25 protein-coding genes are annotated in these 25277 nt (G+C 71.4%); 11 read left to right on the forward strand and 14 right to left on the reverse strand.

Annotated features, from left to right (window positions below):
- Positions 1 to 95: 95 nt before the first annotated feature.
- Positions 96 to 1235, forward strand: coding sequence for a hypothetical protein (locus IE200_RS09325; RefSeq protein WP_191279199.1), 1140 nt, complete (start codon positions 96 to 98; stop codon positions 1233 to 1235).
- Between the two features lie 34 nt (positions 1236 to 1269).
- Here the strand turns inward: IE200_RS09325 and IE200_RS09330 are convergent, their stop codons facing one another.
- Positions 1270 to 2718 carry an APC family permease gene (locus IE200_RS09330; protein ID WP_191279200.1) on the reverse strand — a complete coding sequence of 483 codons (1449 nt, stop codon included), beginning with the start codon at positions 2716 to 2718 and terminating at the stop codon, positions 1270 to 1272.
- 176 nt (positions 2719 to 2894) lie between these two features.
- Between IE200_RS09330 and IE200_RS09335 the strand changes: the two genes are divergently transcribed.
- Positions 2895 to 4091: a pyrophosphate--fructose-6-phosphate 1-phosphotransferase gene (locus IE200_RS09335; protein ID WP_191279201.1), complete on the forward strand. Its 1197-nt coding sequence runs from the start codon at positions 2895 to 2897 to the stop codon at positions 4089 to 4091.
- A gap of 186 nt (positions 4092 to 4277) precedes the next feature.
- Here IE200_RS09335 and IE200_RS09340 read toward each other — a convergent pair whose 3' ends face one another.
- Both IE200_RS09340 and IE200_RS09345 read right to left on the reverse strand, forming a co-directional pair.
- Positions 4278 to 5525 (reverse strand): MFS transporter, encoded by a 1248-nt coding sequence (locus tag IE200_RS09340; RefSeq protein ID WP_229856335.1) that lies wholly within the window; start codon positions 5523 to 5525, stop codon positions 4278 to 4280.
- 9 nt (positions 5526 to 5534) lie between these two features.
- Positions 5535 to 6641: an SMI1/KNR4 family protein gene (locus IE200_RS09345; RefSeq protein WP_191279202.1), complete on the reverse strand. Its 1107-nt coding sequence runs from the start codon at positions 6639 to 6641 to the stop codon at positions 5535 to 5537.
- A gap of 68 nt (positions 6642 to 6709) precedes the next feature.
- Between IE200_RS09345 and IE200_RS09350 the strand changes: the two genes are divergently transcribed.
- Positions 6710 to 7558 carry a DUF1028 domain-containing protein gene (locus IE200_RS09350; protein WP_191279203.1) on the forward strand — a complete coding sequence of 283 codons (849 nt, stop codon included), beginning with the start codon at positions 6710 to 6712 and terminating at the stop codon, positions 7556 to 7558.
- Positions 7555 to 9024: a glycerol kinase GlpK gene (gene glpK / locus IE200_RS09355; protein WP_191279204.1), complete on the forward strand. Its 1470-nt coding sequence runs from the start codon at positions 7555 to 7557 to the stop codon at positions 9022 to 9024. Before IE200_RS09350 ends, glpK begins: the two co-directional genes overlap by 4 nt.
- On the opposite strand, the gene IE200_RS09360 is transcribed toward glpK, so the two are convergent.
- From IE200_RS09360 to IE200_RS09390, 7 genes are read right to left on the reverse strand one after another with little or no spacing between them, the layout of a single operon-like run.
- Positions 9021 to 9935 (reverse strand): hypothetical protein, encoded by a 915-nt coding sequence (locus tag IE200_RS09360; RefSeq protein ID WP_191279205.1) that lies wholly within the window; start codon positions 9933 to 9935, stop codon positions 9021 to 9023. The genes glpK and IE200_RS09360 overlap by 4 nt on opposite strands.
- 9 nt (positions 9936 to 9944) lie before the next feature.
- Positions 9945 to 10385 (reverse strand): GNAT family N-acetyltransferase, encoded by a 441-nt coding sequence (locus tag IE200_RS09365; RefSeq protein WP_191279206.1) that lies wholly within the window; start codon positions 10383 to 10385, stop codon positions 9945 to 9947.
- A complete protein-coding gene (locus IE200_RS09370; RefSeq protein WP_191279207.1) occupies positions 10382 to 11023 on the reverse strand; it encodes a response regulator in 642 nt (213 codons plus the stop codon). The genes IE200_RS09365 and IE200_RS09370 overlap by 4 nt, the downstream gene beginning before the upstream one ends.
- A gap of 37 nt (positions 11024 to 11060) precedes the next feature.
- Entirely contained in the window at positions 11061 to 11576 is a 516-nt protein-coding gene (locus IE200_RS09375; RefSeq protein WP_191279208.1) for a flavin reductase family protein, read from the reverse strand.
- A 4-nt stretch (positions 11577 to 11580) separates the two neighbouring features.
- Complete coding sequence (gene macS, locus IE200_RS09380) at positions 11581 to 12735, reverse strand: MacS family sensor histidine kinase (RefSeq protein ID WP_229856376.1); 1155 nt, start codon at positions 12733 to 12735, stop codon at positions 11581 to 11583.
- Positions 12732 to 13499, reverse strand: a complete 768-nt coding sequence (locus tag IE200_RS09385; RefSeq protein ID WP_191279210.1) for a lysophospholipid acyltransferase family protein — start codon at positions 13497 to 13499, stop codon at positions 12732 to 12734. Before IE200_RS09385 ends, macS begins: the two co-directional genes overlap by 4 nt.
- 9 nt (positions 13500 to 13508) lie before the next feature.
- Positions 13509 to 14321, reverse strand: coding sequence for an alpha/beta hydrolase (locus IE200_RS09390; RefSeq protein ID WP_229856337.1), 813 nt, complete (start codon positions 14319 to 14321; stop codon positions 13509 to 13511).
- 132 nt (positions 14322 to 14453) lie between these two features.
- On the opposite strand from IE200_RS09390, the gene IE200_RS09395 reads away from it, so the two are divergent.
- Positions 14454 to 14906, forward strand: coding sequence for a hypothetical protein (locus tag IE200_RS09395; protein WP_191279211.1), 453 nt, complete (start codon positions 14454 to 14456; stop codon positions 14904 to 14906).
- 102 nt (positions 14907 to 15008) lie between these two features.
- Positions 15009 to 16235, forward strand: a complete 1227-nt coding sequence (locus IE200_RS09400) for an ornithine cyclodeaminase family domain (RefSeq protein WP_191279212.1) — start codon at positions 15009 to 15011, stop codon at positions 16233 to 16235.
- On the opposite strand, the gene IE200_RS09405 is transcribed toward IE200_RS09400, so the two are convergent.
- Complete coding sequence (locus tag IE200_RS09405; RefSeq protein ID WP_191279213.1) at positions 16220 to 17179, reverse strand: ROK family protein; 960 nt, start codon at positions 17177 to 17179, stop codon at positions 16220 to 16222. The genes IE200_RS09400 and IE200_RS09405 overlap by 16 nt on opposite strands.
- A gap of 167 nt (positions 17180 to 17346) precedes the next feature.
- Here IE200_RS09405 and IE200_RS09410 point away from each other — a divergent pair, with 167 nt between their 5' ends.
- On the forward strand, positions 17347 to 17805 hold the full coding sequence (locus IE200_RS09410; RefSeq protein WP_191279214.1) for a TadE/TadG family type IV pilus assembly protein: 459 nt from the start codon (positions 17347 to 17349) through the stop codon (positions 17803 to 17805).
- On the forward strand, positions 17790 to 19037 hold the full coding sequence (locus IE200_RS09415; RefSeq protein WP_191279215.1) for a TadE/TadG family type IV pilus assembly protein: 1248 nt from the start codon (positions 17790 to 17792) through the stop codon (positions 19035 to 19037). The genes IE200_RS09410 and IE200_RS09415 overlap by 16 nt, the downstream gene beginning before the upstream one ends.
- 5 nt (positions 19038 to 19042) lie before the next feature.
- Here IE200_RS09415 and IE200_RS09420 read toward each other — a convergent pair whose 3' ends face one another.
- The 3 genes from IE200_RS09420 to IE200_RS09430 are packed head-to-tail and all read right to left on the reverse strand — an operon-like array spanning position 19043 to position 21086.
- Entirely contained in the window at positions 19043 to 19429 is a 387-nt protein-coding gene (locus IE200_RS09420) for a hypothetical protein (RefSeq protein WP_191279216.1), read from the reverse strand.
- Positions 19426 to 20634, reverse strand: a complete 1209-nt coding sequence (locus tag IE200_RS09425; protein ID WP_191279217.1) for an ArsA family ATPase — start codon at positions 20632 to 20634, stop codon at positions 19426 to 19428. The genes IE200_RS09420 and IE200_RS09425 overlap by 4 nt, the downstream gene beginning before the upstream one ends.
- Positions 20635 to 20648: 14 nt before the next feature.
- Complete coding sequence (locus IE200_RS09430) at positions 20649 to 21086, reverse strand: SRPBCC family protein (RefSeq protein ID WP_191279218.1); 438 nt, start codon at positions 21084 to 21086, stop codon at positions 20649 to 20651.
- A gap of 94 nt (positions 21087 to 21180) precedes the next feature.
- Between IE200_RS09430 and IE200_RS09435 the strand changes: the two genes are divergently transcribed.
- The 3 genes from IE200_RS09435 to IE200_RS09445 all read left to right on the forward strand — a co-directional run bounded on the left by IE200_RS09435 (position 21181) and on the right by IE200_RS09445 (position 25267).
- Complete coding sequence (locus IE200_RS09435; RefSeq protein WP_191279219.1) at positions 21181 to 22977, forward strand: AMP-dependent synthetase/ligase; 1797 nt, start codon at positions 21181 to 21183, stop codon at positions 22975 to 22977.
- Positions 22978 to 23225: 248 nt separating this feature from the next.
- Positions 23226 to 24008 carry a Flp pilus assembly protein CpaB gene (gene cpaB, locus IE200_RS09440; protein WP_191279220.1) on the forward strand — a complete coding sequence of 261 codons (783 nt, stop codon included), beginning with the start codon at positions 23226 to 23228 and terminating at the stop codon, positions 24006 to 24008.
- The gene (locus IE200_RS09445) at positions 24005 to 25267 is read left to right on the forward strand and encodes an AAA family ATPase (protein WP_191279221.1); all 1263 of its coding nucleotides are present in this window, start codon (positions 24005 to 24007) and stop codon (positions 25265 to 25267) included. Before cpaB ends, IE200_RS09445 begins: the two co-directional genes overlap by 4 nt.
- Positions 25268 to 25277: the final 10 nt, after the last annotated feature.

A 25277-nucleotide genomic window follows, 5' to 3' on the forward strand; every position in this document is an offset into this window, starting at 1 on the left:
GCGGCCAACCGTAGACGCAGCCCCCGACACCGCCGGGCAGCACCCGGCCGTGTCGGGCAGGTCGAGCGTCAACCACGTGTGACAAGGTCCGGGGCATGGCGATCCTCCGACTCGACCGCGCCGAGATCGAGCGTCACGCCGCTCGACGCGGGCAGCAGGGCCACGAGTCGTTGCCCCTGCTGGTGACCGTTCCCGGCTCGGACCCGGGGCGCCTCGCGCAGCAGGTCCGCCACGTGCTGCGCGAGGTGCCGGGCGGCGTGAGGACGTACCCGACCGGCTTCGGCTGCTACGTGTCCCTCCTCCGGGCCTCGGAGTGGACCACCGCCGTCGACCGGATCTCGCTGTCCTGGGCCGACGAGACCCTGCCCGCCGAGCTCGAGATGCACGTGTCGCCACCCCGGCGCGCGACTCATCAGTGGTGGTTCGCGATGCGAGAGGGCCAACGCCCGCGACCTGCCGCCTTCCTGGGGCTCACGCTCGAGCCTGCGTTGACTGAGCGGGACCGCGATCCGGCCGGCCGGCCGTACGGCGGTTGGGGCGTCGCCGCGTCCGCCACCCGGCGTCTCGTCGAGCACGCCGGTGCCTGGGTGAGCGCATCGGGAGGGGAGGGCGTGGTGTTCGACGGGTCGAAGGACATCGCACTGCTGCCCACCGATGTCGTGGAGGTCATGAGCCGGCTGGCCGGTGCGGCGTCCCCCGGTTTCGACGCGTCGTTCCCCGGGACGACACCCGGCGACGGCGGACGGCACGTCAGCCTGGACTTCTGGGGCCAGGCCACCTACGTCGAGGCCGGGACCCACCTCGGCGACGCCACCGTGGCTCGGGAGATGGGTGCGGTGCTACGACACCACGCGCCGGGCCTCGACGTCGGCGCAGTACGCCTCGGGCAAGCAGGTGCGACGCGGAACTTCGGCTACGACGACGAGCTGTGGTGGACCAACCGCCATCTCTGGGCGAGCCGCGTCCAGCAGCCCCACGCGATCCAGGTCCTCACGTCCGCCCACCTCGAGCTGGCCCACGAGCTGTCCGGGTGGTCGGTGGAGAGCGTCGCCGAGGACAGGTGGCTCGTGGCCGCCGAGGACGTGGAGCCGTGGTTCCCCACCTCGGACGACGTGGACCGGATGGCCGACGTGCCGACCGAGATCATGGCCAGTGCGGTGCGCGACTTCGGTGACATGCTGCTGACGCCCGAGGTCGCCGCGGCCAACCCGCTCCCTCAACGCTCGGAGGGCTGACCGGCCAACCCCGCGAAAGCCACCTGCGGTGGCGTCACTCCTTCAGGTGGTCGATGTCGCGGAATCCGGTCTTCTTGGCCCGTACGCCGCGGTTGGTCAGCCAAGTGAGCGCCCAGAGCACGACACCGATGCCCAGCAGGCCCGCCGCGATGCGGTACTGGATCATGTCGGCCTCCAGCCGTGCCCACGGGCCGAGGAGGTACGCGCAGCACAGCCCGCCGATGACCGGGAGCGCCGACGGGGCCCGGAACGCGCCCCCCGGGGTCGGGTCGCGACGCAGGACGAGGCACGCCACGTTGACGATGGTGAACACCGCGAGCAGCAGCAGGGCGGTGGTGCCGGACAGCGCGGCGACGACCGACGACTCCGAGTCGAGCGTGACCACCGTGATCAGGCCGAGCGCGAGGAGCGTGGTGAACACGATCGCCGTCCAGGGCGAGCGACGACCCCGCAGGACCTTCCCGAGCGAGCGCGGGAGCACGTCCTGACGGGCCATGCCGTACACCAGCCGGCTCGCCATCAGCATGTTGATCAGCGCGGTGTTGGCGACCGCGAAGACGGTGAGGAACGGGAAGATCGTGTCGATCGGCAGGTCGGGCGCGCCGACCTTGACCACGTCGAGCAGGATCCCGGCCTCGGCGTTGGTGGGCTCAGCGATCTGCCCGGGCGGGATGACCGCCACGACCGAGATCGCGACGAGCATGTAGATCACCACGGCGATGCCCAGGCCGGTGAACATCGTGCGCGGGAAGATCCGCATCGGGTCCTTGGTCTCCTCGACCATGTTGACCGAGTCCTCGAAGCCCACCATCGAGAAGAAGGCGATGGCGGTCGCGACGGTGACCGCCATGAACAGGCCCTTGTCGTCGGGGCTCTCGAAGACCGTCACCCGGCTCAGGTCCCCGTCGCCGGCGCCGATCACCCAGATGCCGATGCCGATCACGATGGCGAGCGCGAGCATCTCGACGAGGGTCAGCACCACGTTGAACTTCACGCTCTCGCCGACCCCGCGCAGGTTGACCGCGGCCAGCACCACCATGAAGAGCAGGGCCGTGGCGAGGGTGGCGCCGGAGCTCGGGTCGTCGTTGCCGAAGCCGATCAGCAGGTTGGCGGCGAGCAGGTTCGACGACGTCGACGCGCTGGTGATGCCCGAGCAGACCACGGTGAACGCCACCAGGAAGGTGATGAAGTGGATCCCGAACGCCTTGTGCGTGTAGAGCGCGGCTCCCGCCGCCTGGGGGTACTTGGTGACCAGCTCGAGATAGCTGAATGCGGTGACCGTGGCCACCGCGAACGCGACGAGGAACGGCAGCCAGGCGATGCCGCCGACCTGACCGGCCAGTCGCCCCGTCACGGCGTACACACCCGCGCCGAGGATGTCGCCGACGATGAACAGCAGGAGGAACTTGGGCCCCAGCACCCGCTTCAGGTCGCCGTGCCCCTGCCCCTCGACGTCCTGCTCCGTGGCCTGTGTCGCGCTCAACCGAGACTCCCCTCGTCGTGTCGTGCACCGCACGGCATGAACTCACCTTGGCCCTACCGGACGTGCGAGGCAAGCACCGCCCCGCCCGGACAACGGCCGGCACGACCGATCGGTCACTCCGTCTCGCTACGCGCCCACCCTTTCGGGCTTGTATCGATCCAACTACCCTGCTGCCCATGCCGAAGCGTGTAGCGCTCCTGACCGCGGGCGGGTACGCCCCCTGCCTCTCCTCCGCCGTGGGTGCCCTCATCGAGACGTACGACGCCACGGACCCCGACATCGAGCTGATCGCCTACCGGCACGGCTACCACGGCCTGCTGACCGGCAACAGCATCGTGATCGGGCCAGACGTACGGGCCGGCGCCGCGGTGCTCCACCGCTACGGCGGCAGCCCGATCGGCAACAGCCGGGTCAAGCTGACCAACGACGAGGACTGCCGCGCACGCGGGCTGATCGGCGAGGGCGAGACCGCACTCGAGGTCGCCGCCGCCCGCCTGCAGGCCGACGGTGTCGACGTGCTGCACACCATCGGCGGCGACGACACCAACACCGCCGCCGCGGACCTCGCCGCCCACCTGGCCGAGCAGGGCTCCGAGCTCACCGTCGTCGGCCTGCCCAAGACGATCGACAACGACATCGTGCCGATCCGGCAGAGCCTCGGCGCACAGACCGCGGCGGAGCAGGCCTCGCGCTTCGCCCAGAACGTCCTCGCCGAGCACGGCTCCAACCCGCGGATGCTGATCGTCCACGAGGTGATGGGACGCGCCAGCGGCTGGCTGACCGCCGCGGCCGCCCGCGACTACATGGCCTGGCACGCCGAGCAGGAGTGGCTGCCCGGCATCGGCCACGACTCCCGCAGGTGGGCCATCCACGCCGTCTACGTCCCCGAGCGCCACATCGACCTCGCTGCCGAGGCCACCCGCCTGCGCGCGGTGATGGACGAGATCGGGTGCGTCAACATCTTCCTGGCCGAGGGGGCCGGCATCGACGACATCGTGGCCGCCCTCGAGGCCGCCGGCGAGGAGGTCGGCCGCGACCCGTTCGGCCACGTCAAGATCGACACCATCAACCCGGGCCGCTACTTCGCCGACCGGTTCTCCGAGGCGATCGGCGCGGAGAAGAAGATGGTGCAGAAGTCCGGCTACTTCTCCCGCTCCGCCCCGGCCAACGCCACCGACCTCGCCCTCATCCGGGAGATGGCCGAGCTCGCCGTCGCCTCCGCGATCGAGGGCCGCCCCGGCGTCATCGGCCACGACGAGGAGCGCGGCGACGAGCTCCGCGCGATCGAGTTCGAGCGGATCGCCGGACACAAGCCCTTCGACGACAGCCAGGCGTGGTTCACCGAGCTGCTCCAGAGCATCGGCCAGGCCTGACGGGCGGGCGGCAGCGCCGTACGCCCCGCGAAGGTGGCGGCACATCGCAACCTCGCACGGCCTCGAGACGCAACCTGCCGCCACCCCCGCCGTACGCCCCGCTGAGGTGGCGGCACATCGCAACACCAGCCACCGAAGTCCTGCGATCTGCCGCCACCACGTACGTGCGGCTCACGGCGAGCAGGCTCAGGCGGACTCGGCGGGCGCCTGGCCCGAGCGGTCGGTGACCCGCAGCCCCGCCGCGGGCAGCACCCGCGGCAGCCGCTGGAGGTACGCCCCGCTGGCGACCGCGACCAGCGCGAGCACCCACCACAGCGTGGTCTGCCCGTGGGCGAGCAGCCACGTGAACGCGACAGGCGTCACCGCCCCGCCGATGCCCCAGCTGAGCTGGAAGAGACCGAGGTAGCGACCACGGAGGTGGTCGGGAGCCGCTTCGGCCGCGGTGGCGCTGAACACCGGGCCCCCGGTGAGCTCGCCGAAGGTGTAGACGGCCGCACCGACCAGCATCACCACCACGGCCAGCCAGACGGGCAGCCAGCCGGCGAGCACGAACAGCGCATAGCTGGCGACGAAGACGACCTGCGCCAGGCCCATCATCCGCGCCCGGACGCGGCCCGTCATCCGGCGTACGACGAGGCCTTGGCCCAGGCCCACCATCGCGGTGTTGAGGGTGAAGATCGCGCCCACCACCCAGCCCGGCAGGTCGATGGTCTCCGCGACGTAGACCGGGAGCGCGAAGTTGAGCACCATCATCCCGGCGACGAAGCCGAACTGGCCGACCACCAGGCGCAGGTAGGCGCGGTCGCGCAGCACCACGCCCCAGCCCTCGAGCGGCGCGTCGTCAGGGTGCGCAGCCCGGTGGTCCGGAACGTCGAGGAGCAGGACGAACGCAACGACGAAGGTCACCGCGTTGACGACCACCACGGTCTCGTACGCGAGGTCGGTGCCGACCTGGAGGGCGACGCCCGCGAGCACGCCGCCGAGTGAGTAGCCGAGGTTGCGCACCGCCTGCAGGAAGCCGAACCACACCTCCCGCTCCCCCGGTGCCGAGATGGCGGTGACGACGTTGCCGAAGGAGCCCCAGAAGGACTGCCGTCCGACGTTGAGCAGCGTGGTCCACAGCGCGACCGCGAGCAGCGAGTCGGCCCAGAGGTAGGCGATCATGCCGACCGCCTGGACGAGGTTGCCCGCCAGCATCATCCGCCGCGGGCCGAACCGGTCGACGAGGCTGCCGATGACGAACGCGCCGGGCACGGTGAGCACCGCCGACAGCGAGAGAGCCGTGCCGATCTGCACCAGCGTCAGGTCGGTCATCGCGAGGAAGTAGAGCAGCGTGATCGGCATGAACAGGCCGCTGCCGACGGTGTCGGCGACGATCGCCGCGACGAACCTGCGGTGCTCCCCCACGCGGGGGAATCCGAGTCGGGTCAGCACCGGCCCAGACTAGGTGGTGGGCGCCTCGGTCGACTCCCCGGCAGCTGGTCGGCCGACGGGCGCGAACGTGGCTTGGTCGACCAGGTCGACGTCAGGGTCCGGCGACGCGAACACGGCATCGACCGGGGTCCCCCGCAGCCATGCCAGGAGGGCCTGGGTGAGGGTGAGCCCCATCGCCGGTCCCGACTCCGCGTGCCGCGGCACCCACGCCAGGGGCCATCGATCGGGCTGACCGGTGCGCACCCACCCGAGGACGTCACCGTCGATCGAGTCCGCGAAGGGCAGGAAGTCGTCGTTGCGCAGCGGCGCCACGGCTTCGCTGAGCCGCCGCCAGGACTCGGACTCCAGCTCGTCCGGGTGCTGCACGCGCAGCCAGCCGCGCCAGGTGCCCGCGCCGTACGTCTCCATGAGCGCCCGGTAGTCCGCGGGCAGCCCGTCGTCCGCCGCCACCGGCACGAGGTCCACCGCCGGCGGCACGAGGGCGGTGAGCGCCGCGAGCCCGGAGCCGGTCGTCAGCGCCTTGCGGCGGGGGTCGTTGCGCGCGGCGCGGTCGGGCGGGGTCCAACGCGACGTCGCCGCATCGCCGTACGTCCGACCGACCCGGGCCGGCAGCGGGCCGAGCGCGTGCGGCGCCGTGCCCACGCCGGTCGTCATCAGCGCCTCGAGGAACGGGACGAGGGGAAGACCCGTGTGGATCCACGAGGCGTTGCCGTACGCGCCGCGCGCGTGGGCCAGCACCACCACCGGCCACGCGTCGGGGTCGGGCGCCGTGGTGTCCCAGAACAAGCCCTCTCCCCCGCGACCGGAGCCGAAGGGAAGCAGGCCGCCCTTCTTCGGGTGGAACCCGGGCGCCGGGAGCCCGCTGGCGTCGCACGCGTCGCGCGCCTCGGACCGCACGCCCGCCAGCTCCTTGTCGAAGGAAGGATGGTCGGCCAACCGGACGGGGGCGTGGACCCAGAGCCAGTCACCGACGAACAGCGAGCCGAACCGGTCTGCCATATCGCGGTAGTCCGTCGGGAGCCCCGTGCCGAGCCACGCCTCGACGCGGTCCCAGTCGACCCGGACCGACCGCGGCGCCTCCGCGGACAGCAGGTCGCGCACGAGTCCCCCGTTCACGGCGTCAGCGTAGGGGCGTCACTGCCTCGCAACACCGAAGTCGGCCACATTGCCCCTAGGGTCGGCACATGACGTTCTCGATCGTGGCCCGCTCCGACGACGGCGACTCATGGGGCGTCGCCGTCGCCTCCAAGTTCCTGGCCGTCGGCTCCGCCGTGCCGGCCGCAGCGGCCGGCGTGGGTGCGATCGCGACCCAGGCCGACGCCAACCTCTCCTACAAGTACCTGGGCCTCGCGCACCTCGACGACGGCGCGACCGCGCAGGTCGCCCTCGACCGACTGGTCGAGGAGGACGACGAGCGCGAGCACCGGCAGGCCGGCATCGTCGACTCCGACGGCAACGCCGCCACCTGGACCGGCTCCGAGTGCTTCGCGTGGGCGGGCGGGGTCACCGGCCGCAGCGGCGTGCGCGGCGGCTACGCCATCCAGGGCAACATCCTCACCGGCCCCGAGGTGGTCGAGGCCATGGAGCGGGCCTGGCAGGCAGGTGGCGACCTCACCCTCGAGCGCCGGCTCCTCGCCGCCCTGGCCGCCGGGGACGAGGCCGGCGGGGACAGCCGCGGCCGACAGAGCGCGGCCCTGCTCGTCGTACGCGAGGGAGCGGGCTACGGCGGGCACGACGACGTGGCTGTCGACCTGCGCGTCGACGACCACACCGAGCCGGTCGGCGAGCTGACCCGGCTGGTCGACCTCAACGAGCTCTACCTGACGGCCTCGTCGCCGGAGGAGCAGGTGCCGGTCGACGACGCGCTGATGATCGAGCTGGAGTCGTTGGCCAAGGCCGAGGGCAAGGACAGCTTCCGCGCGTGGGTGGGCTCGGAAAACTACGAGATGCGGGTCGGCCCGGGCGTGCGACCACCGTGGATCGACCGCCGGATCCTTGCGATCATCCGGGGCGAGCAGGAGGAGAACGCATGAGCATCCTCGCGATCGACGCCGGGACCACCGGCGTGACGGCGGTGGTCGTCACGCCCGACGGTCGGATCCAGGCCAAGGGCTACCAGGAGTTCCGCCAGCACTTCCCGCAGCCGGGCTGGGTGGAGCACTCCGCCGAGGAGATCTGGCAGGCCACGCTGGAGGCGACGCGGGAGGTGCTCACCCAGGTCGACGCCGGTGCGCTGACCGCCGTCGGCATCACCAACCAGCGCGAGACGATCGTGCTGTGGGACCGCGAGACCCTCGGCTCGCCTCGCCGCGCCATCGTGTGGCAGGACCGCCGTACGGCCGACATCTGCGAGCGGTTGCGTGCCGAGGGGCGCGAGGAGCGCGTCGCCGAGCTCACCGGGCTGCGGCTCGACCCCTACTTCTCCGGCACCAAGCTCACCTGGCTCGCGGAGAACGAGCCGCACACGTGGGCGCTGGTGGAGTCCGGCCGGTACGCCGTGGGCACCGTCGACTCCTACCTCATCGCGCGGATGACGCGCGGCACCTGGCACGTCACCGACGTCTCCAACGCCTGCCGCACCCTGCTCTTCGACCTCGAGGCCGGCGACTGGTCCGACGAGCTGTGCGACCTCTTCGGGGTGCCGCGCGACGCGCTGCCCGACCTCGTGCCCAACTGGGGCGAGGTCGCCCCGACGGACCCGAAGTCCTTCCTCGGGCTGTCCCTGCCCATCGCCGGCATCGCGGGCGACCAGCAGTCGGCGCTCTACGGGCAGACCTGCTTCGAGGAGGGCGAGTCCAAGTGCACCTACGGCACCGGCTCCTTCATCCTGACCAACACCGGCTCCCAGGTCGTGCGCAGCGACGCGGGGCTGCTGTCCACCGCCGCGTGGCGCTCCCCCGACGGAGAGATGACCTATGCGCTGGAGGGCGCGATCTTCGTGACCGGCGCGGCCGTGCAGTGGCTGCGCGACGGCCTGCAGATCGTCGGCAACGCCGCCGAGACCGCCGCCATCGCCTCGACCGTCGAGGACACCGACGGGGTCGTCTTCGTGCCCGCCCTGACCGGGCTCGGCGCCCCGCACTGGGACCCCCACGCCCGCGGCACGATCGTCGGGATCACCCGCGGCACCACCCGCGCCCACCTCGTACGAGCGACGCTCGAGGGGATCGCGTTCGAGGTCCGCGACGTGCTCGAGACCCTGCCCGAGCTCACCACGCTGCGGGTCGACGGCGGGGCCGCGGAGAACGACTTCCTCTGCCAGCTCCAGGCCGACCAGGTCGGGCGCGCGGTCGAGCGACCCGAGATCGTCGAGACCACCGCGCTGGGAGCGGCGTTCCTCGCCGGCCTCGGCACCGGCGTGTGGTCCTCGACCGACGAGCTGCGCCAGACCTGGGCGCTCGACCGGCGGTTCGAGCCGCAGGGCGACCGGGCGGCCCTCGACGCGTCGTACGCGCGGTGGGGCCGGGCCGTCGAGCGGTCGAAGGGCTGGGCGGACTAGAGGCTGTCCCGGCGCTCGCGCGCGGCCTCCACCTCGGCGCGCGCCTCCTCGACGGCCTCCTCGGCCTCGGCCCGTGCGGCCTCTGCCTCCCCGAGCTCGTCGTCGACCTCCTCGAGCGCGGCCTCCTGCGCCGCGATGCGGCTGCGGAGCTCGTCGAGCTCGGACTGGAGCTGCAGGGTCCGCGCCTCGAGCTTCTCCACCGACCGGCGGGCCGCCCGGTGCTCCTTCTCGGCGTCCTTCAGCACCGCCCGTGCCTCGGCGAGCCGCTCGTCGGCCGCTGCCCTGGCCTTGGCGTCGGCGTCCGGGTCGGGCACCACGTGCAGCTGGGGCCGCCGGCTCGGGTCGGGCGTGTCGACGGGCGCGGCGGGACGAGGCCTTGCACTGAACCCGAGCGCCTCCGGCAGGGCGACCGCGCCGCTGAGGTCGAGGTCGCCGAGGCCCGTGGCGCTGAGCGACGTCACGAGCAGGCCGCTGCGGACCGCTTTCGCCGCGTCGGGCTCCAGCATGGCGGCGGTGAGGGTGGCCTCCACCTGGTCGGCGACCGACTGCGTGGTCCGTACGCCCTCCTCGCGAGCCAGCCGCCGCGCGGCCGTGGTCACCGACGCGGTGAGCTGACGCCGCTGCTTGGTGAACTCGCGCAGCTGGGCGGCGTCGAGGTTCTCCTGCGCGTCGCGCAGCGCCTGCCCAACGGCGAGCACCTGGTCGACCTGGTCCGGGTCACGCCGGACCAGCAGGTTGACCACCCACGCGGCGACCGACGCCTTGCGCAGGGCCTTGATCGCGGTGGCCAGCGCCTTGTCGCCCTTGTGCTCCTTGACCAGCGCGTCGCGTGCCGGCGTGAAGTCCGCCAGCGGCAGGGCGTAGAGGTCGTCGGCGATCTCCAGCAGCGGGTCGGAGCTCGAGTCGGGCATGGACCGATCCTAGGGAGCGGCGTACTCGACCTCGGTCGGGTACGGCGGCCAGGGGCACTCCTGGGTGGTGCCGCTGGGCCGCCACCCCAGCGACTCGTACAAGCCGCGGGCCCGCCCGTTCGCCTCTAGCACCCACAGCCTCCGCGCACCGGCGGCCTCGGCGCGGACGAAGCCCTCGCGGCCGAGCCCGGCGCTCCAGTGATCGGGTCGGACCGCGAGGTGCCGCAGGGTGCGCCCGTCGTGAGCCGTGAGGGCGGCGAGGCCAGCGTCGTCCTCGACCACCTCGACCACGACCTCGGGGTCGGCGAGCAACAGCGCCCACCGGGCGAGCACGTCGTCGTCGGGGTACGGCAGGTCGCCGAACACGTGGGCCAGGCCCGCCCGGCTGGCGGACCGCTCGAGGTCGCGCAGCGCGACGGCGTCCTCGGCGGTGGCGCGACGCCAGGTCACGCCTCGTCGAGCCCGTGCTCGATCGCCCATCGGGTGAGCTGGACGCGGTTGTTCATCTGCAGCTTGCGCAGGGTGTTCTGGACGTGGTTCTGAACGGTGCGGTGCGACAGGACGAGTCGGGCTGCGATCTGCTTGTAGCTCATGCCGGTGGCGACCATCTTGAGGATCTCCGTCTCGCGCTCGGTGAGCTGGTCGCGCGGGTCGTCGGCAGGACCGTCGGCGATGCGGCGGAACTCGCCCAGCACCAGGCCCGCCAGGCCGGGGGTGAAGACCGCCTCGCCGTCGGCGGTCCGTACGACGGCGTCGATGAGCTCGGCGCTCGACGCCGACTTCACCAAGTAGCCCGTGGCGCCGGCCTTGATGGCCTCGAGCACATCGGCCTGCTCGCCGCTGGCCGAGAGGATGAGCACGCGTGCCGTCGGGTCGTGCTCGAGCATCATGCTCGTGACCTGGACCCCTGAGCTGTCGGGAAGCTGGAGGTCCAGCACCACGACCTGCGGCGCGGCGGCGGGGAAGCGTGCCATCGCCTCGCGGCCGTTCGACGCGACGGCCACCACCTCGTGACCGGCCGCCTGCAGGTCGCGCTCGACGGCGTCACGCCACATCGGGTGGTCGTCGACCACCATCACACTGACCATCGTTCCCCTCCCAGAGACTGGGGGAAGCCTAGACCGCTCAGCTGTCCGTGGTGGAGTAGCGCCCACGGCGGTGCACCAGCGGCTCCGGGTCGTCGCCGACGACCAGATCGTCGATCGTGCAGGTCACCAGCCGCGACCAGCCCACCTCGACGTCCGTCTCGACGCTGACCAGCGCCCAGGTCGCGGCCTGCGCCAGGCGGGGGCCGTGGTCCGTCGCTACCCAGTCCGCCAACCGCCACGGGCCACCCGGGGCCGGAGTGGTGCCGGCGAACGCGTCGGCGAGCTCTCGGTGCGCCCACGACAGCAGCTGGACCACGCCGCGGCCGGTCTCCAGCAGCATCTCGGTGAGGTCGGCGTCGGGGTCCAGCAGCCCCAGCACCCGGCCCGGGTCGCCACCCGCCACGAGCAGCGAGGTGACCGTCAGCCCCGCCGGGCCGGTCGAGTCGGCGTCCGAGCCCGCCGTCCACAGCGAGACCGCACCGCCGAGACGTCCGCGCAGGCGGCGTACGGGGTCGTCGGGCGTCGGGAACGGGTGGCTGGAGTGGATCGTCACCCGGTCACGCTAGCGGGACGGTGAGCTCCCACTCGGTCCCCCACTCGCCGCTGTCGACGGTGGCGGTGCCGCCGAGCTCCTCGATGCGGCCGCGGATGGACGAGGCGACACCGAGCCGGCCCTCGGACGCCGCCGCGTCGAGCCGACCGGACGGGATGCCGGGCCCGTCGTCACGCACCGAGACCGTGATCGCCTCGGGCGCCGCCTGGGCTAGCACCCACGCGGTCGCGTCCGGCCCGACGTGGGCCAGGACGTTGTCGAGGCACGCGCGGACCGCCGCGACGGTCTCGGCCGCGACGTGCGCGTCGACGAGCACGGCACCTCCGGGGGTCGCGACCTCAACGCGTACGGGGTGGGCGGTCGCCATGGCCTCGAGGGCGCCGGCGAGGTCGACCCGTCCACCGGGTTCCGTGGGCACGGTGTCCTGCTGCCGGATCAGCGAGCGCAGCCCGCGCTCCTGCTCCCCCGCGAGGCGGCCGAGCTCGGCCCACTCCCCTCCGGCGGCCGAGCCCTGCCGCTGCACCATCGCGAGCACCTGCAGCACGCCGTCGTGGACGGCCCGCGCGAGCCGCGTCCGCTCGTCGGCCGCTGCAGCGGCGCGCTCGGCGGCGTCACGTTCGCGCGCCATCCGCTGCAGCGACTCGCAGAGATAGCCGACGATCGGTCCGCCGATGAGGACGAGGAACGTGTTGCCGTAGTTGCCCTGGTCGACCTCGGTGCGCGGCAGCAGGTCGAAGGCCGCGATCAAAGCGGAGGCGACCAGGCCGCCGCGCCAGTGCCAGTGGATCGCCCAGGCGAAGAACACCCCCATCACGTAGAAGCCCGGGATGGTCGCGTTGAAGTCGGGCGACTTCACCCACGGCGTGACCGCGAGCGCCGCGAGCACCACCGCGAGGTCGGCCACCAGCAGCAGGGGCGTACGGCGCCTGCGGTCGCGGTAGAGCCAGATCGCCGTGACCGTCCAGAGGGCGAGCACCACGACGACCAGGAGGCCGACGGTGGGGTGCTCGAAGTTGTCACGACGGTAGGCGTTGAGGCCGACCATGTTGATGGTGACGACGACCCGGACCAGGGCCAGCGCCGAGTAGAGCCGGTCCTCGACGGCGAGCGCGGAGTCGGTGCGCGGGCCGGGGGCCGGGGGGCGCGGGTGCGCGTTCAGGACGCCTTCTGCTCCGGACCGCCCGCGGCCGCCTCGCGCTCCGCCTTCTCCCGCTCGGCCTTGTCACGCTCGGCCTGCCGGGCCTTCTCCCTGTCGAGCTCCTTGGCCTTGCTGGCGTAGAGGTCGACGTACTCCTGGCCGGAGAGGCGCATGATCTCGTACATGATCTCGTCGGTGATCGAGCGCAGGATGTAGCGGTCGTTCTCCATGCCGGCGTAGCGGGAGAAGTCGAGCGGCTTGCCGAAGCGCACGACCGGACGCGTCCAGGTGCCGTAGACCTTGCCGGTCGGGGCGACCACGTCGGTGCCGACGACAGCGCACGGGATCACCGGCGCCCCGGTCTCGAGTGCGAGGCGTGCGACGCCGGTCTTGCCGCGGTAGAGCTTGCCGTCGTGCGAGCGGGTGCCCTCGGGGTAGATCCCGAACAGATCGCCCTCGGCGAGGATCTTCATCGCCGACTTCATCGCGCCCTCGGCGGCGTTGGCCCCCGACCGGTCGATCGGCACCTGGCCGGCGCCGGTGAAGAACTTCTTCTGGAACCAGCCCTTGATGCCGGGAGTCGTGAAGTACTCCGCCTTCGCGACGAAGGTGACCCGGCGGTTGAGGGTCAGCGGCATGAAGAGCCAGTCGGCGTACGAGAGGTGGTTGCTCGCGAGGATCGCAGGACCCTCCTCCGGCACGTGGTCGACACCGTAGGCCTTGGGCCGGAAGACGAGGCGGAGCACCGGCCCGAGGGCGATCCACTTCAGGAACCAATAGAGCACGGACCGAGCCTATCCCCGCCCGGCCGCGGTGACGCGCTCGATGAACTCGGCGGACTCCGAGAAGATCCGCGGGGCGTCGTTGTCGATGGTCGCGACGTGGTAGCTGTCCTCCAGCACGCGTTCCTCGAAGTCCTTCGACGACAGCCCGGCGTTGATGGCCCGCGAGCTCGAGATGTCGACGACGTGGTCCACCGCGGAGCGGAAGAACAGCACCGGGACGGTGATCTTGGGCAGGTCGCGGCGCAGCTCGGCGTAGCCGGCGAACATCGACGCCGCCGCCTTGAGCGGGACGGAGGGATAGGCCAGCTCGTCCATGCCGGGCTTCTTGATGTCGTTCCTGATCCCGGGGAAGGCGGGCACCACGTGCTTGAGCACCGGCAGCAGCTTGACATCCTTGCGCATCGTGTCGACGGCCGCGTTGACGATGACGACCCCGGCGAGGTCCTCACCGTGATCGGCGGCGAGGCGCAGGCACAGGGCCCCGCCCATGGAGAGGCCGACGGCCACCACGGCGTCGTTCTCGGCGACGAGCTTGTCGAGGGCGCCCTCGACGGTGGCCACCCAGTCGGCCCAGCTGACCTTGTTCATGTCCTGCCAGCGGGTGCCGTGCCCGGGCAGCAGCGGCATCTCCACGGCGTAGCCGCGCGCGGCCAGGTCCTCGGCCCACGGCCGCATGGACGCCGGGCTGCCGGTGAAGCCGTGCTGCACGAGCACACCGATGCGACGCCCGCCGGTGAGCTCGGGCTTCGCGGCCGTGGACATCGGCGCGACGAGGGTGGGATCGAAGGGCGCGGCCTCGGCGCCGCGGAACGGGATCTTCACGCGCACAGTGTGCACCAGGAGGGGGCGCGCCGCCGGTGACGCGCGCACCCGGCCAGACCGCCGGTGGGCGAGGAGGGCGCCAGCGCCCGTCACGAGACCCGGGATCATGTCCGGCGGGCTACCGTTGGTCGCGTGAGTCGACCGGAGGACGAGAGCCGCACCGAGCTGGCGTGGCGCGAGATCGTCGAGCACTATGGCGAGCGTCCGGTGCTGGACGACGCCTCACCCGCGGCCGAGCCGGTGCCCCCCACGTCCTCCGACGCCTCCCCCACGACCGACCTCCCCGACGACCTCGTGGACGACGACCCGGTCGAGCGCCGCGAGCAAGCGGTCGCCGAGTCCGAGCGCTTCCGCCCGCCTCCGGCCCCGCCGTTCCCGGCCCCGCGCACCTGGCAGCGCGGCCTGGCGTGGTCCGGCCTGTTCGTGGCACCGCTCATCGCGCTGCTGCTCGGCATCTTCTCCCTCTACGTCACGCCGCTGATCGGCTGGGCGCTCGTCGGCTGGTTCGTCGGCGGCTTCGCCTACCTCGTGCGAGAGATGCCGCGGGCGCCGCGCGATCCGTGGGACGACGGCTCCCGCATCTGACGGCTCCGTCCCGCTGGTCGAGGAAGGCGCTCCCGCCCGCTGGTCGAGGAAGGCGCTCTGGCGCCTGTCACGAGACCTCTGAGCGGGCGTACAGTCGCCCGAGTGGGGGCGCGTGAGACCGTCGAGGTCACAGGGCACTTGATGGACAGCGGCATCCTGTCGCGGGTCCTCGACGACATCCGCGACTTCGGCGGCGACTACGCCATCGAGCAGCTCGACGTCGGTCACGACGCCCACGACCCCAGCAGCGCGCGGATCGCGGTCGAGGCTGCGGACGACGCCTTGCTGCAGCGCCTGCTGATGCGCCTTCAGACGCGCGGGGTCAATCAGGTCTCGCCGAGCGACGCGGTCCTCGCGACGGCCGAGCGGGACGGGGTGCTCCCGGACGGCTTCTACGCCACGACCAACCTCGCCACCCGGGTGCAGCTCGAGGGCGTGTGGCACGACGTCGAGAACCCGGAGATGGACTGCGGTCTCGTCGTCGACAACACGTCCGGCTCGCCGCGGGTCCGTACGGTGCCGCTGTCCGACGTGCGCGCCGGGATGCGGGTCGTCGTGGGCGCGGCCGGCGTACGGGTGTCCGTGCCGGACCGTGAGACGGGCGTCCCGTCCGGCTCCGGCGCTGCCTGCGCCGGCCGGCCGCAGACCGAGCTCGTACGCCAGGTGGCCGACACCATGCGGCAGGTCCGCGCCGACGGGCAGCGCCTGCTGTGGGTGGCCGGTCCCGGCGTCGTCCACGCCGGTGCCGTGCCGGCGATGGTGGTGCTCGTACGGGCCGGGTGGGTCGACGTGCTGTTCTCCGGCAACGCGCTGGCGACCTACGACATCGAGGCCGCGCTCCACAGCGCCGCGCGGAACGCCGACGTGTCGACGCAAGGCCACGAGCACGGCCACGAGCACCGCGTACGTGCGGTCAACACGATCCGCCGGGCCGGCTCGATCGAGGACGCCGTGGCCGAGGGCGTCCTGACCAGCGGCCTCATGCACGCGCTGGTGACCTGTGGGAGCCGCTTCGTGCTCGTCGGCTCCGTACGCGACGACGGCCCGCTGCCCGACGTGCACACCGACGTGGTCGAGGGCCAGCGGGCGATGCGCGCCGAGATCGGCGACGTCGGTCACTGCCTGATGCTCGCGACGCACCTCTACGCGGCCGCCACCGGCGCGATCCTGCCGGCGACGGTCCCGGTCGTGTGCGTCGACAACGACCCCGCCATGGTCGCCCGGCTCGCCGACCGCGGGACCAACCTCGCGCGGGGCATCGTCACCGACGTGGGGCTCTTCCTCGAGCAGCTCGCGCTGGAGCTGGTGCCGGACTACCGGCGGACCTGAGCCCCTGAGACCAGCAGCGCCGCGCCGATCATCCCCGCCTGCGGCCCCAGCTCGGCCGCCACGAGCGGCGGCACGACCCGGTGCTCGGCGCCGACGAGAGTGCGCCGCAGCGCCGCACGCGCCGGGTCGAGCAGCCGGTCACCGGCTGCTGAGACGCCACCTCCGATGACCACGACCTCGGGGTCGAGGGCGGCGACCAGGTTGGCGGTGCCGACGCCGAGCCAGCCGCCGACCGACGCGAACGCCTGCCGTGCCACGAGATCACCCTGCTCGGCCGCCGAGGTGACCATCGGCCCCGTGACGTGCTCCGGGGCGCCGCCACTCATCTCGACGAGCACGGACGGCTGGTCGACCATCAGGGCCCGCGCGTTGCGGACAAGCGCGTTGCCCGAGGAGTACTGCTCCCAGCAGCCGCGGCGGCCGCACTCGCAGGCCTGACCGTCGGGGACCACCTGCATGTGTCCGAACTCCCCGGCCATCCCGTTGGCACCACGGATCACCCGGCCGCCGATGAGGACGGCTCCGCCGATGCCGGTGCCCATCGTGATCACGATCGCCGAAACGGCGCCTCGCGCAGCACCGTGATGGGCCTCCGCGAGGGCAGCGCAGTTGGCGTCGTTGTCGAGCCCGACCGGACAGCCCAGTCGCTCCTTGAGCTGGTCGCGCAGCGGCTCGCCCTGCCACGGCAGGTGCGGGGCGAACATCACGCGCTCACCAGCCGAGTCGACGAACCCCGCTGCTGCGACACCGACGCCGGCGAGTGGTCGCCCGGCGGCTGCGTCGAGGACAGCGGCGACGAGGGCGTCCTCGACCTGGCTGGCCACGACCCGGCGCCCCGGCGTCGTCCGGAGCGCCGTTCGTCGCACCATCCCGTCGTCGTTGACGACACCCGCCAGCACCTTGGTGCCTCCGATGTCGACGCCGACGACCACGCCTCCACTCATGGGCGGCATCCTCCCGCACGCACCTGGGCATGGGCCGATCGGACCGGTGGTCTAGTCACAACGGGCCATTCTTCGTCACGGACGGTTCAAAGTGCCGTCAAAGAAGCGACAGCCCAGGGCACCGACTCCTACGGTGACAGGCGGACATCTCGGGGAAAGGGGATCTCATGCGCTGGCGCACACGTACGAACGGTCGCACCGAGCGGGGTGCGTCCGCAGTCGAGTTCGCGCTCGTCATGCCGATCCTCATCCTCGTGCTGATCGGGATCGTCAACTTCGGCTTCGTGCTCGCCCAGCAGATCTCACTCAACAACGCGGCGCGACAGGCAGCGAGGTACGCGGTGGTAGACGGTCGGACCTGCCTCGACATCAAGAACGAGGGAAAGAACGCCGCAGAGACCATAGGGATGAGCGTGAGCGCCGGCACTGTGCCGACCCCCGTGATCACCAACTGCACGTCCGACACCGCCAAGCCTTGCGCGGGCACAGCGCCCAACACGAACATCACCGTGACGATGACGCGGAGCGGCACCGCCGACACGTGGGCGATCACCGCCCCGCCGTTCAACTTGATCACCGTGCCGACGGTGCGGGGAACAGGTGTCATGCGATGCGAGTTCTCGTGAGGCGCCGGCGCGACGAACGAGGCGCGACGGCCGTCATCGTCGGCCTCGTGTCGGTGGTCCTGATCGGGCTCTCCGGCTTCGTCGCCGACATCGGTCTCGCCTACGCCAACAAGAGGGCAACGCAGACTGCGGCCGATGCGGCGGCGCTGGGTGCGGCTGGCGTGTTCGCTGGCCAGCCGTTTCGGCAGTGCGCCGACATCCTGAGCAACGGGAACACCGCGGCGCAAGCCGAGGCCAACAGCAAGGTCGCAGCCAACGACACGAGCTCGGCGCCCGCCTCCCTGACAGGAGGGACGGTGAGCGCGAACTGCGCCAACGGCGACCTCGTCGTCAGCGCAACCGTGACGTCCGACAGCCCCAACTTCTTCGGCGGCGTGCTCGGCTTCACCGCCGACTACGACCTCGAGCGCAGCGCCACCGCTGTTGTCGAGGCAGCCACCACGGGTCCGCGACTGCGTCCCATGGCCCTGTGTTCCTCGGACCTGCCGGCGGCAGCAGCTCCCGGCACGCCCTTCCAGCTTTTTGCGCCCGGCGATGCGCCAGGCTGGACGTCCACTTCGTGTCCCTTGCCGGACAACACCGGAGCGGGCAACTGGTGGACCTTGGACTGTCCCAACGAGAACACAACGGATGGCAACGGGACCTCCGCCCTGGCCGACCAGATCCGAAACGGGTGTTCGACCCCCATCGAGATCGTCCCCGGACAGGGCACCAAGACAGGGGCGGTGCTCAACGCGCACCTCGCGGCCGCTTGCCCCGCACCTTCCACGACGGCGCCGTTCGCTTGCCTCGGCGGTGACCCGGGTCAGCCCGACCCGGGCAACGTGCCGCAAGCGTGGAAGGACCTGATCAACTCCAACGTCACCGTGCCCATCCCGGTCTACTGCACGTCCCCGGGCCTGTGCGACTACTCGTCCATCACCGGGACCGGCAACAACGCCGTCTTCCCGGTCCACAAGCTCCTCGGCGTCCAGGTCTGCGGATTCCACTTCGGCAAGCAGAACAAGTCGAAGTACCCGACCCCGTCCCAGCCCCTCCCGAGCGCGACCGCTGCATCCTGCGATGAAGCAGAGGACATGCTCGACGACATCCAGCCGGACAACAGTGACAAGACATACCTCGTCCTCATTGCCCGGAACATGCAGGTGTCCATCGTGACGGCCGACTCCGGATGCGCCCTCGGAGACGACCGATGCGACGGGGGCCTCCGACAGGTCCGCCTCACCCAGTAGGCGCCCTACTCGCCCTCGGGCCAGTCGTCGCCGAGGTCGATGTGCTCGACGTCGCCGCCAGCGGTCGGCGCAGGATGCGCGGTCACCAGCAGCGCGTTAGCAGCGTGGGCCAGTGAGGTCATCGCCGACGTGAGGTGTGCCTTGACCTCGGGGCTCAGCTGACGCACCGCGTGCACGGTCCTGCAGACCGGGCACACGGTGCACTCGGCCGCCCCGGTGGCGAGGTGGTCGTTGAGGTCGTGCGCCGACGCGGCTGCCTGGGCCGCGAGTCCGGACAGTCCCTCGCCGGCCTCCCCCGCGTGCTCGCGCACCCATCCGGAGAGCGCACCGAGCAGCTTGGCCGTCTCCTCCCCCAGCGCCCCGACATCGTGCGCGTCAGCGGCGTCGGTCACAGGGTCTCCTCGGATGTCTCAGGGGCGTCGCTCGTGGTGCTGCTCGGCTCGACGAACCGGACCTGGAGCTCGCCGTCGTGCACCCTCGCGCCCGCTACGCGGTGTCGCGCCAGCCCCGACGGCAGCGTCAGGAGGCGACGATACGACGCGACGGACACGACGAGCTCGTCGCCCTTGCGCGCGAGACGGACGTCGTCCTGCGCGGCGAGCGGCAGCGGCATGGACAGCACCCGGGCACCGTTCGTCGCACGTACCGTCATCCCGACGCCGCCACTCCCACGCGCCAGCGGGTCGGACGTGCCGTACACGTCCGCCGCGAGGTCGAGCAGGGCCTCACGACCCACTGGCTCAGCGGAGCGATAGACCGACGTCCGGAGGTCCAGGCCGGCGAAGGAGTCGGCCGCCTCCTCGAGCACGGCTCCCTGCGCCCTCACCCAGGTCGTACGCCACGCGTCCGTGCCCCCCTCGGGGAAGACCCGGTTCACGACCGCGCCGTCCACGGCGTAGCCGAAGAGAGTCAGGAACGTGTAGGCCCGCCGAGCCTCGGCGAGCACCACCGACTCCGGGGTGAGCACGAGCCGGACCGAGGTGTCAGGCCCGGTCAGCACCTTCCGCACGTCGTCCAGGTCGGCGTGGAGGCGTTCGATCGCGTCGAACACGGAGTCCTCGGGCATCGGCACGCCGGCTGCGCGGGTGAGGACGGGCTTCAGCGCCTTGACGACCCTGCGCTCGACGGGCAGGACACGCGTCATGTACCACCCGAGTGCCTCGGGCAGTGCGAGCAGCCGCAACGTCTCGGCCGTCGGCGCGCAGTCGACCACGAGGACGTCCCACTCCCCCGACCGCGCCTGGGCCCGAACCTCGAGCAGGGCGAGCACCTCCTCGGCCCCGGGGATGACCGTCAGCTCTTCGGCCGCCACCGGGTCGACGCCGGCGACGTCGAGCACGCTCATCAAGTAGCCCTGGATGTCGGCCCAGGAGTGCTCGAACCGCTGCTGTGCGTCGACGTGCTGGACCCACAGGTGCGGCGCCGCCTCGGTCGGCTCGGCTGTGGCGGGCACGTCGAGGGCGTCGGCCAGCGAGTGCGCAGCGTCGGTGGACAGCACGAGGGTGCGGTGACCGGCAGCCGCGCTGGCGCAGGCCGTCGCCGCGGCGAGGGTGGACTTGCCGACGCCACCCTTGCCGGTGAACAGGAGGATCCGCATCCGGGACCTGCGCGTCAGAGCGACTCGACGCGCTTCTTGAGACCCTTCAGCGCGGTGTCGATGAGGATCTTCTCGCCCTTGCGTTTGAGCATGCCGATGAGCGGGATATTCACGTCGAGGGCCAGCCGGTAGGTCACCTCGGTGGTGCCGTCGCCGCGGTCGACGAGGGTGTACGCGCCGTCGAGGGCCTTCAGCATGTGGCCCTCGACCAGCGTCCAGGTGACCTCGCGGTCGCCGTCCCAGTCGTAGGCCAGGGTGTACTCGTCCTTGATCGGCGAGACGTCGAGGGCGAAGTAGACCTGCTCCGCCCGGTCGCCGGTCCCCCCGGCTGTGATCTCGGCCTGCTGCACGCCCTTGGCCCACTCGGGGTAGGACTCGAAGTCCGCGATCACGGCCATCACGTCGGCCGGAGGAGCGTCGATCGTGATCGACGAGGAGGTCTGTTCGGCCATGGCCGGAGCCTAGCCGACCGGACCGGGCGTGCTCGTCGCCCGGCCCCGGCGATAGCCTGCGGACCGCACACGTCCACGACCAGGGGGTTCCACCGTGCGGGAGTTCTCCACGCCGCTCTCCATCTCCATCCCGACCACCGGGAACCTCACCGACGACGTCGTCGCCAACGCGCGCGACCACGCCGACACCGCGGTCTTCAGCCGGGCCACGCCCGACGGCTGGACCGAGGTCACGGCCGCCGAGTTCCACGACGAGGTGCGCGCCGTCGCAAAGGGCCTGATTGCCGCCGGCGTCGAGGTCGGCGACCGGGTCGCCCTGCTGTCGAAGACGCGCTACGAGTGGACGCTCCTCGACTACGCCATCTGGTTCGCCGGCGCGGCCACCGTGCCCATCTACGAGACCTCGTCCGCCGAGCAGATCGGCTGGATCCTCCAGGACTCCGGAGCCCGTGCCGTGGTGGCCGAGGGGCCCGACCACCTCGCGCGGGTGCGCGAGGCCCGCCGCGCCGACGATCTGACCGAGCTCCAGCACGTGTGGTCGATCCAGGACAACGCGGTCGACGTCCTCGTCCGCCTCGGCTCCGACATCACCGACGAGGTGCTCGAGGAGCGGCGTACGAGCGCCACCCCGCTCGACCTGGCCACCCTGATCTACACCAGCGGCACGACGGGCAAGCCCAAGGGCTGCATGCTCACCCACGGCAACTTCATGTTCGAGCTGGGCGTCGCGGTCGACGAGCTTCACGAGCTCTTCGACGCCGACGACTCCTCCACCCTGCTGTTCCTGCCCCTGGCACACGTGTTCGCGCGGATCATCCAGATCGGCGCGGTCAAGAGCCGTACGCGGCTGGGCCACAGCTCCGACATCAAGAACCTCGTCGCCGACCTGGGCGAGTTCAAGCCGACCTTCGTCCTCGCCGTACCGCGCGTGTTCGAGAAGGTCTTCAACACCGCGTCACAGCGCGCCACCGCCGACGGGCGCGGCCGCATCTTCGGCCGCGCAGCGGACGTCGCGATCGCGTACTCGAGGGCCCTCGACGGCAAGCGCGTGCCCGTACGCCTGCGCGCACAGCACGCCTTGTTCGACCGACTGGTCTACGGCAAGCTCCGCCAGGCGCTCGGCGGCTCCTGCACGTACGCCGTGTCCGGCGGCGCGCCGCTGGGCGACCGGCTCGGCCACTTCTACCGCGGCATCGGCCTGACGGTCCTCGAGGGCTACGGCCTGACCGAGACGACCGCGGCCCTGTGCGTCAACCTGCCGGACGCGCAGAAGATCGGGACCGTGGGCCGTCCGATCCCCGGCACGAGCGTACGGGTCGCCGAGGACGGCGAGCTGCTCTTCCGCGGCGGGCAGGTCTTCGCCGGCTACTGGGGCAACGAGGACGCCACCGCGGAGACGCTCGACCGCAACGGGTGGTTCCACACCGGCGACGTCGGCGAGGTCGACGACGAGGGCTTCGTGCGCATCACCGGTCGCAAGAAGGAGATCATCGTGACGGCAGGCGGCAAGAACGTCGCACCGGCCGTCCTCGAGGACCGGCTGCGGGCGCACGCGCTCGTCGACCAGTGCCTCGTCGTCGGCGACGGTCAGCCGTTCATCGGCGCCCTCGTCACGATCGACCGCGAGACCTTCCCCGCCTGGGCCGAGCAGCACGGCAAGGACACCGACGTGGCCCGTCTGGTCGACGACCCGGACCTCGTCGCTGCAGTCCAGGAGGCCGTCGACGAGGCCAACAAGGCCGTCTCCAAGGCAGAGGCGATCCGCAAGTTCACGATCCTGCCGGGCGAGTGGACCGAGGAGGGCGGCCAGCTCACCCCCAGCCTCAAGCTGAAGCGGCGGGTCGTGATGCGGGAGTCGCGCGAGGAGATCGAGGCGCTCTACCTCGGGTGACGCCTCTGGAGTGGACCGTCCGGGTGAGCGTAGGGCTAGACCATGACCATGGCCTGAGTAGTCACAATGGACTACCTCTGGGCCATGTTCGGGTGGTTTGCGAGGTTTAGCCTTCGCACACGATGGCCCGCCCCTAGATTCGGGTCGCTGGGAGGGCTTCGGGGCCCGTTTCTCGCATCACCCTGAGACCTCCTGCGCGCCCGGGACCCTCGACGTGGGGATCCCACGACCACGCGAAGGACCGCACCATGGCTCGCCGATCAGTTCTCCTCCTCGTCGCCGCCCTCATCGCCCTCGCTGGCACGGCCATGATCGTGCTCTACGTCCAGGGCATCGACGCCCGGGCCACCAAGGACCAGGAGCTTGTCGAGGTCCTCGTCGCGACCGAGACCATCGAGACCGGCGAGTCGGTCACGGCTGCGCAGGAAGCCGGCAAGATCGAGCAGTCCGAGGTGCGGCGCGCCGACCTCGTCGAAGGCGGACTCTCCTCGACCACGTCGATCTCGGACCTCGTGGCGATCGGTACGATCTACCCCGGAGAGCAGCTCATCGCCCGCAAGTTCGGGAGCCTCGGCGACACGCAGAGCCTGGTGATCCCCGACGACAAGATGGCTGTCTCGGTCGAGCTCACCGACTTCGAGCGCGTGGCCGGGTTCGTCAACCCTGGCAGCGAGGTCGCGGTCTTCGTCACGCCACAGGACCTCGTCGCGCTGCTTCCCAACGACGAGGAGAGGAAGCTCGGCGACTACACCCGAATCCTTCTCCCCCGGGTCCCTGTCCTCGGCGTGGGCACGACGAGCGTCACCTCCCGCACCACCGAGACCGAGGACGGCGCCCAGGTGGCCGAGGAGGTCGCTCGCACCATCCTCACGCTCGCCGTCGACCAGGAGGAAGCGGAAAGACTCATCCAGGCCGACCGGAACTCCGACCTCACGTTCGCACTGCTCACTGACGAGTCCAAGGTCTCGGACAACCCCGGCGTCCGGCCCGGCGACCTCTTCCCCGAGCTGTTCCGAGGCATCCGTCCATGACCGCGGTCCTCGAACCCGACGGGGCACAACGAGCCGTGCTCCAGGCCATGCTGCACGGATCGCACGCCTTCGCCGAGATGGAGGGCCTCGAGCAGTACGTCCGTGCTACGCCGGCTGAGTTCGCCGTCGTCATCGGGCCGTCGGTGTCCGGCGAGGCCGCCGCGGAGCTGGCTCAGTGGGCACGTGTGCACAGGCCGGACCTCGGCGTGATCCTGCTGCGCAACGACGTCGACAGCGCCACCCTCGCCCTCGCGCTTCGCAGCGGCATGCGCGAGGTCGTCATGGCCAAGGACCTCGCTGGGATCACCACCGCCGTCCAGCGAGCTCGCACCGTCGCCAGTGCTATCGGCCAGACGCTGTTCGACGAGGCCCAAGCCGCCGCGGAGTCCGCTCGGGCAGAAGCGGCGGCCGAGGCTGCACGCGCCGCTGCAGACGCCCAGGCCGAGGCCGACGCTCCTCGCGGCAAGGTCGTCACCGTCTTCTCGACCAAGGGCGGAGTGGGCAAGAGCCTGGTCGCGACCAACCTCGGTGTCGCCCTCGCATCCGCCGGGCGGACCACGTGCCTGGTCGACCTCGACGTCAACAGTGGCGACGTGGCGATCATGCTCCAGCTCACGCCGCAGCGGACGATCAACGACCTCGTGGGGTTCAACGGCGTCATCGACGCGGAGGGCATCTCCTCGATCCTCACCCGGCACTCGGAGAACCTGTCCGTGGTCGCGGCGCCGGTTCGGCTCGACTCCCCCGACCAGGCCTCGGTGGACGACATCGGCAAGCTCCTCGACGCCTTGCGACGGATGGTCGACTTCGTCGTCGTGGACACTTCCGGAGTCTTCGACGACCAGGCGCTGTGTGCCCTGGACCGATCCGACATGATCGTGCTGGTCGGCACTCTGGACATCCCGTCGCTCAAGGCACTCAAGCTCGCGACGAGCACGCTCGAGATGCTCAACTTCCCCAAGTCGACGTGGAAGTTCGTGCTCAATCGCGCTGACGGCAAGGTCGGCCTGGGCACGGACGAGTACGAGAAGACCTTGGGTCTCAAGGCGGACTGCTCGCTCGTCTCGAGTAGAGAGGTTCTCGCAGCCGTCAACCGCGGCGAGGCGCTCGTCAGCGCCTATCCCGGACACCCCAACAGCAAGGCCCTCGTGTCGTTCGCAGCGACCGTGACGTCCGCACTCGGCCAGCCGGCCAACGACGAGGGCAGTTCGTCCAGCCGGAAGTCGAGTGGCTCCCGGCTCCGCCTGAGGAGGGGCTGACATGAGCCTG

The organism is Nocardioides flavus (ex Wang et al. 2016) (genome assembly GCF_014653115.1).
GTDB classification, from domain to species: domain Bacteria; phylum Actinomycetota; class Actinomycetes; order Propionibacteriales; family Nocardioidaceae; genus Nocardioides; species Nocardioides flavus.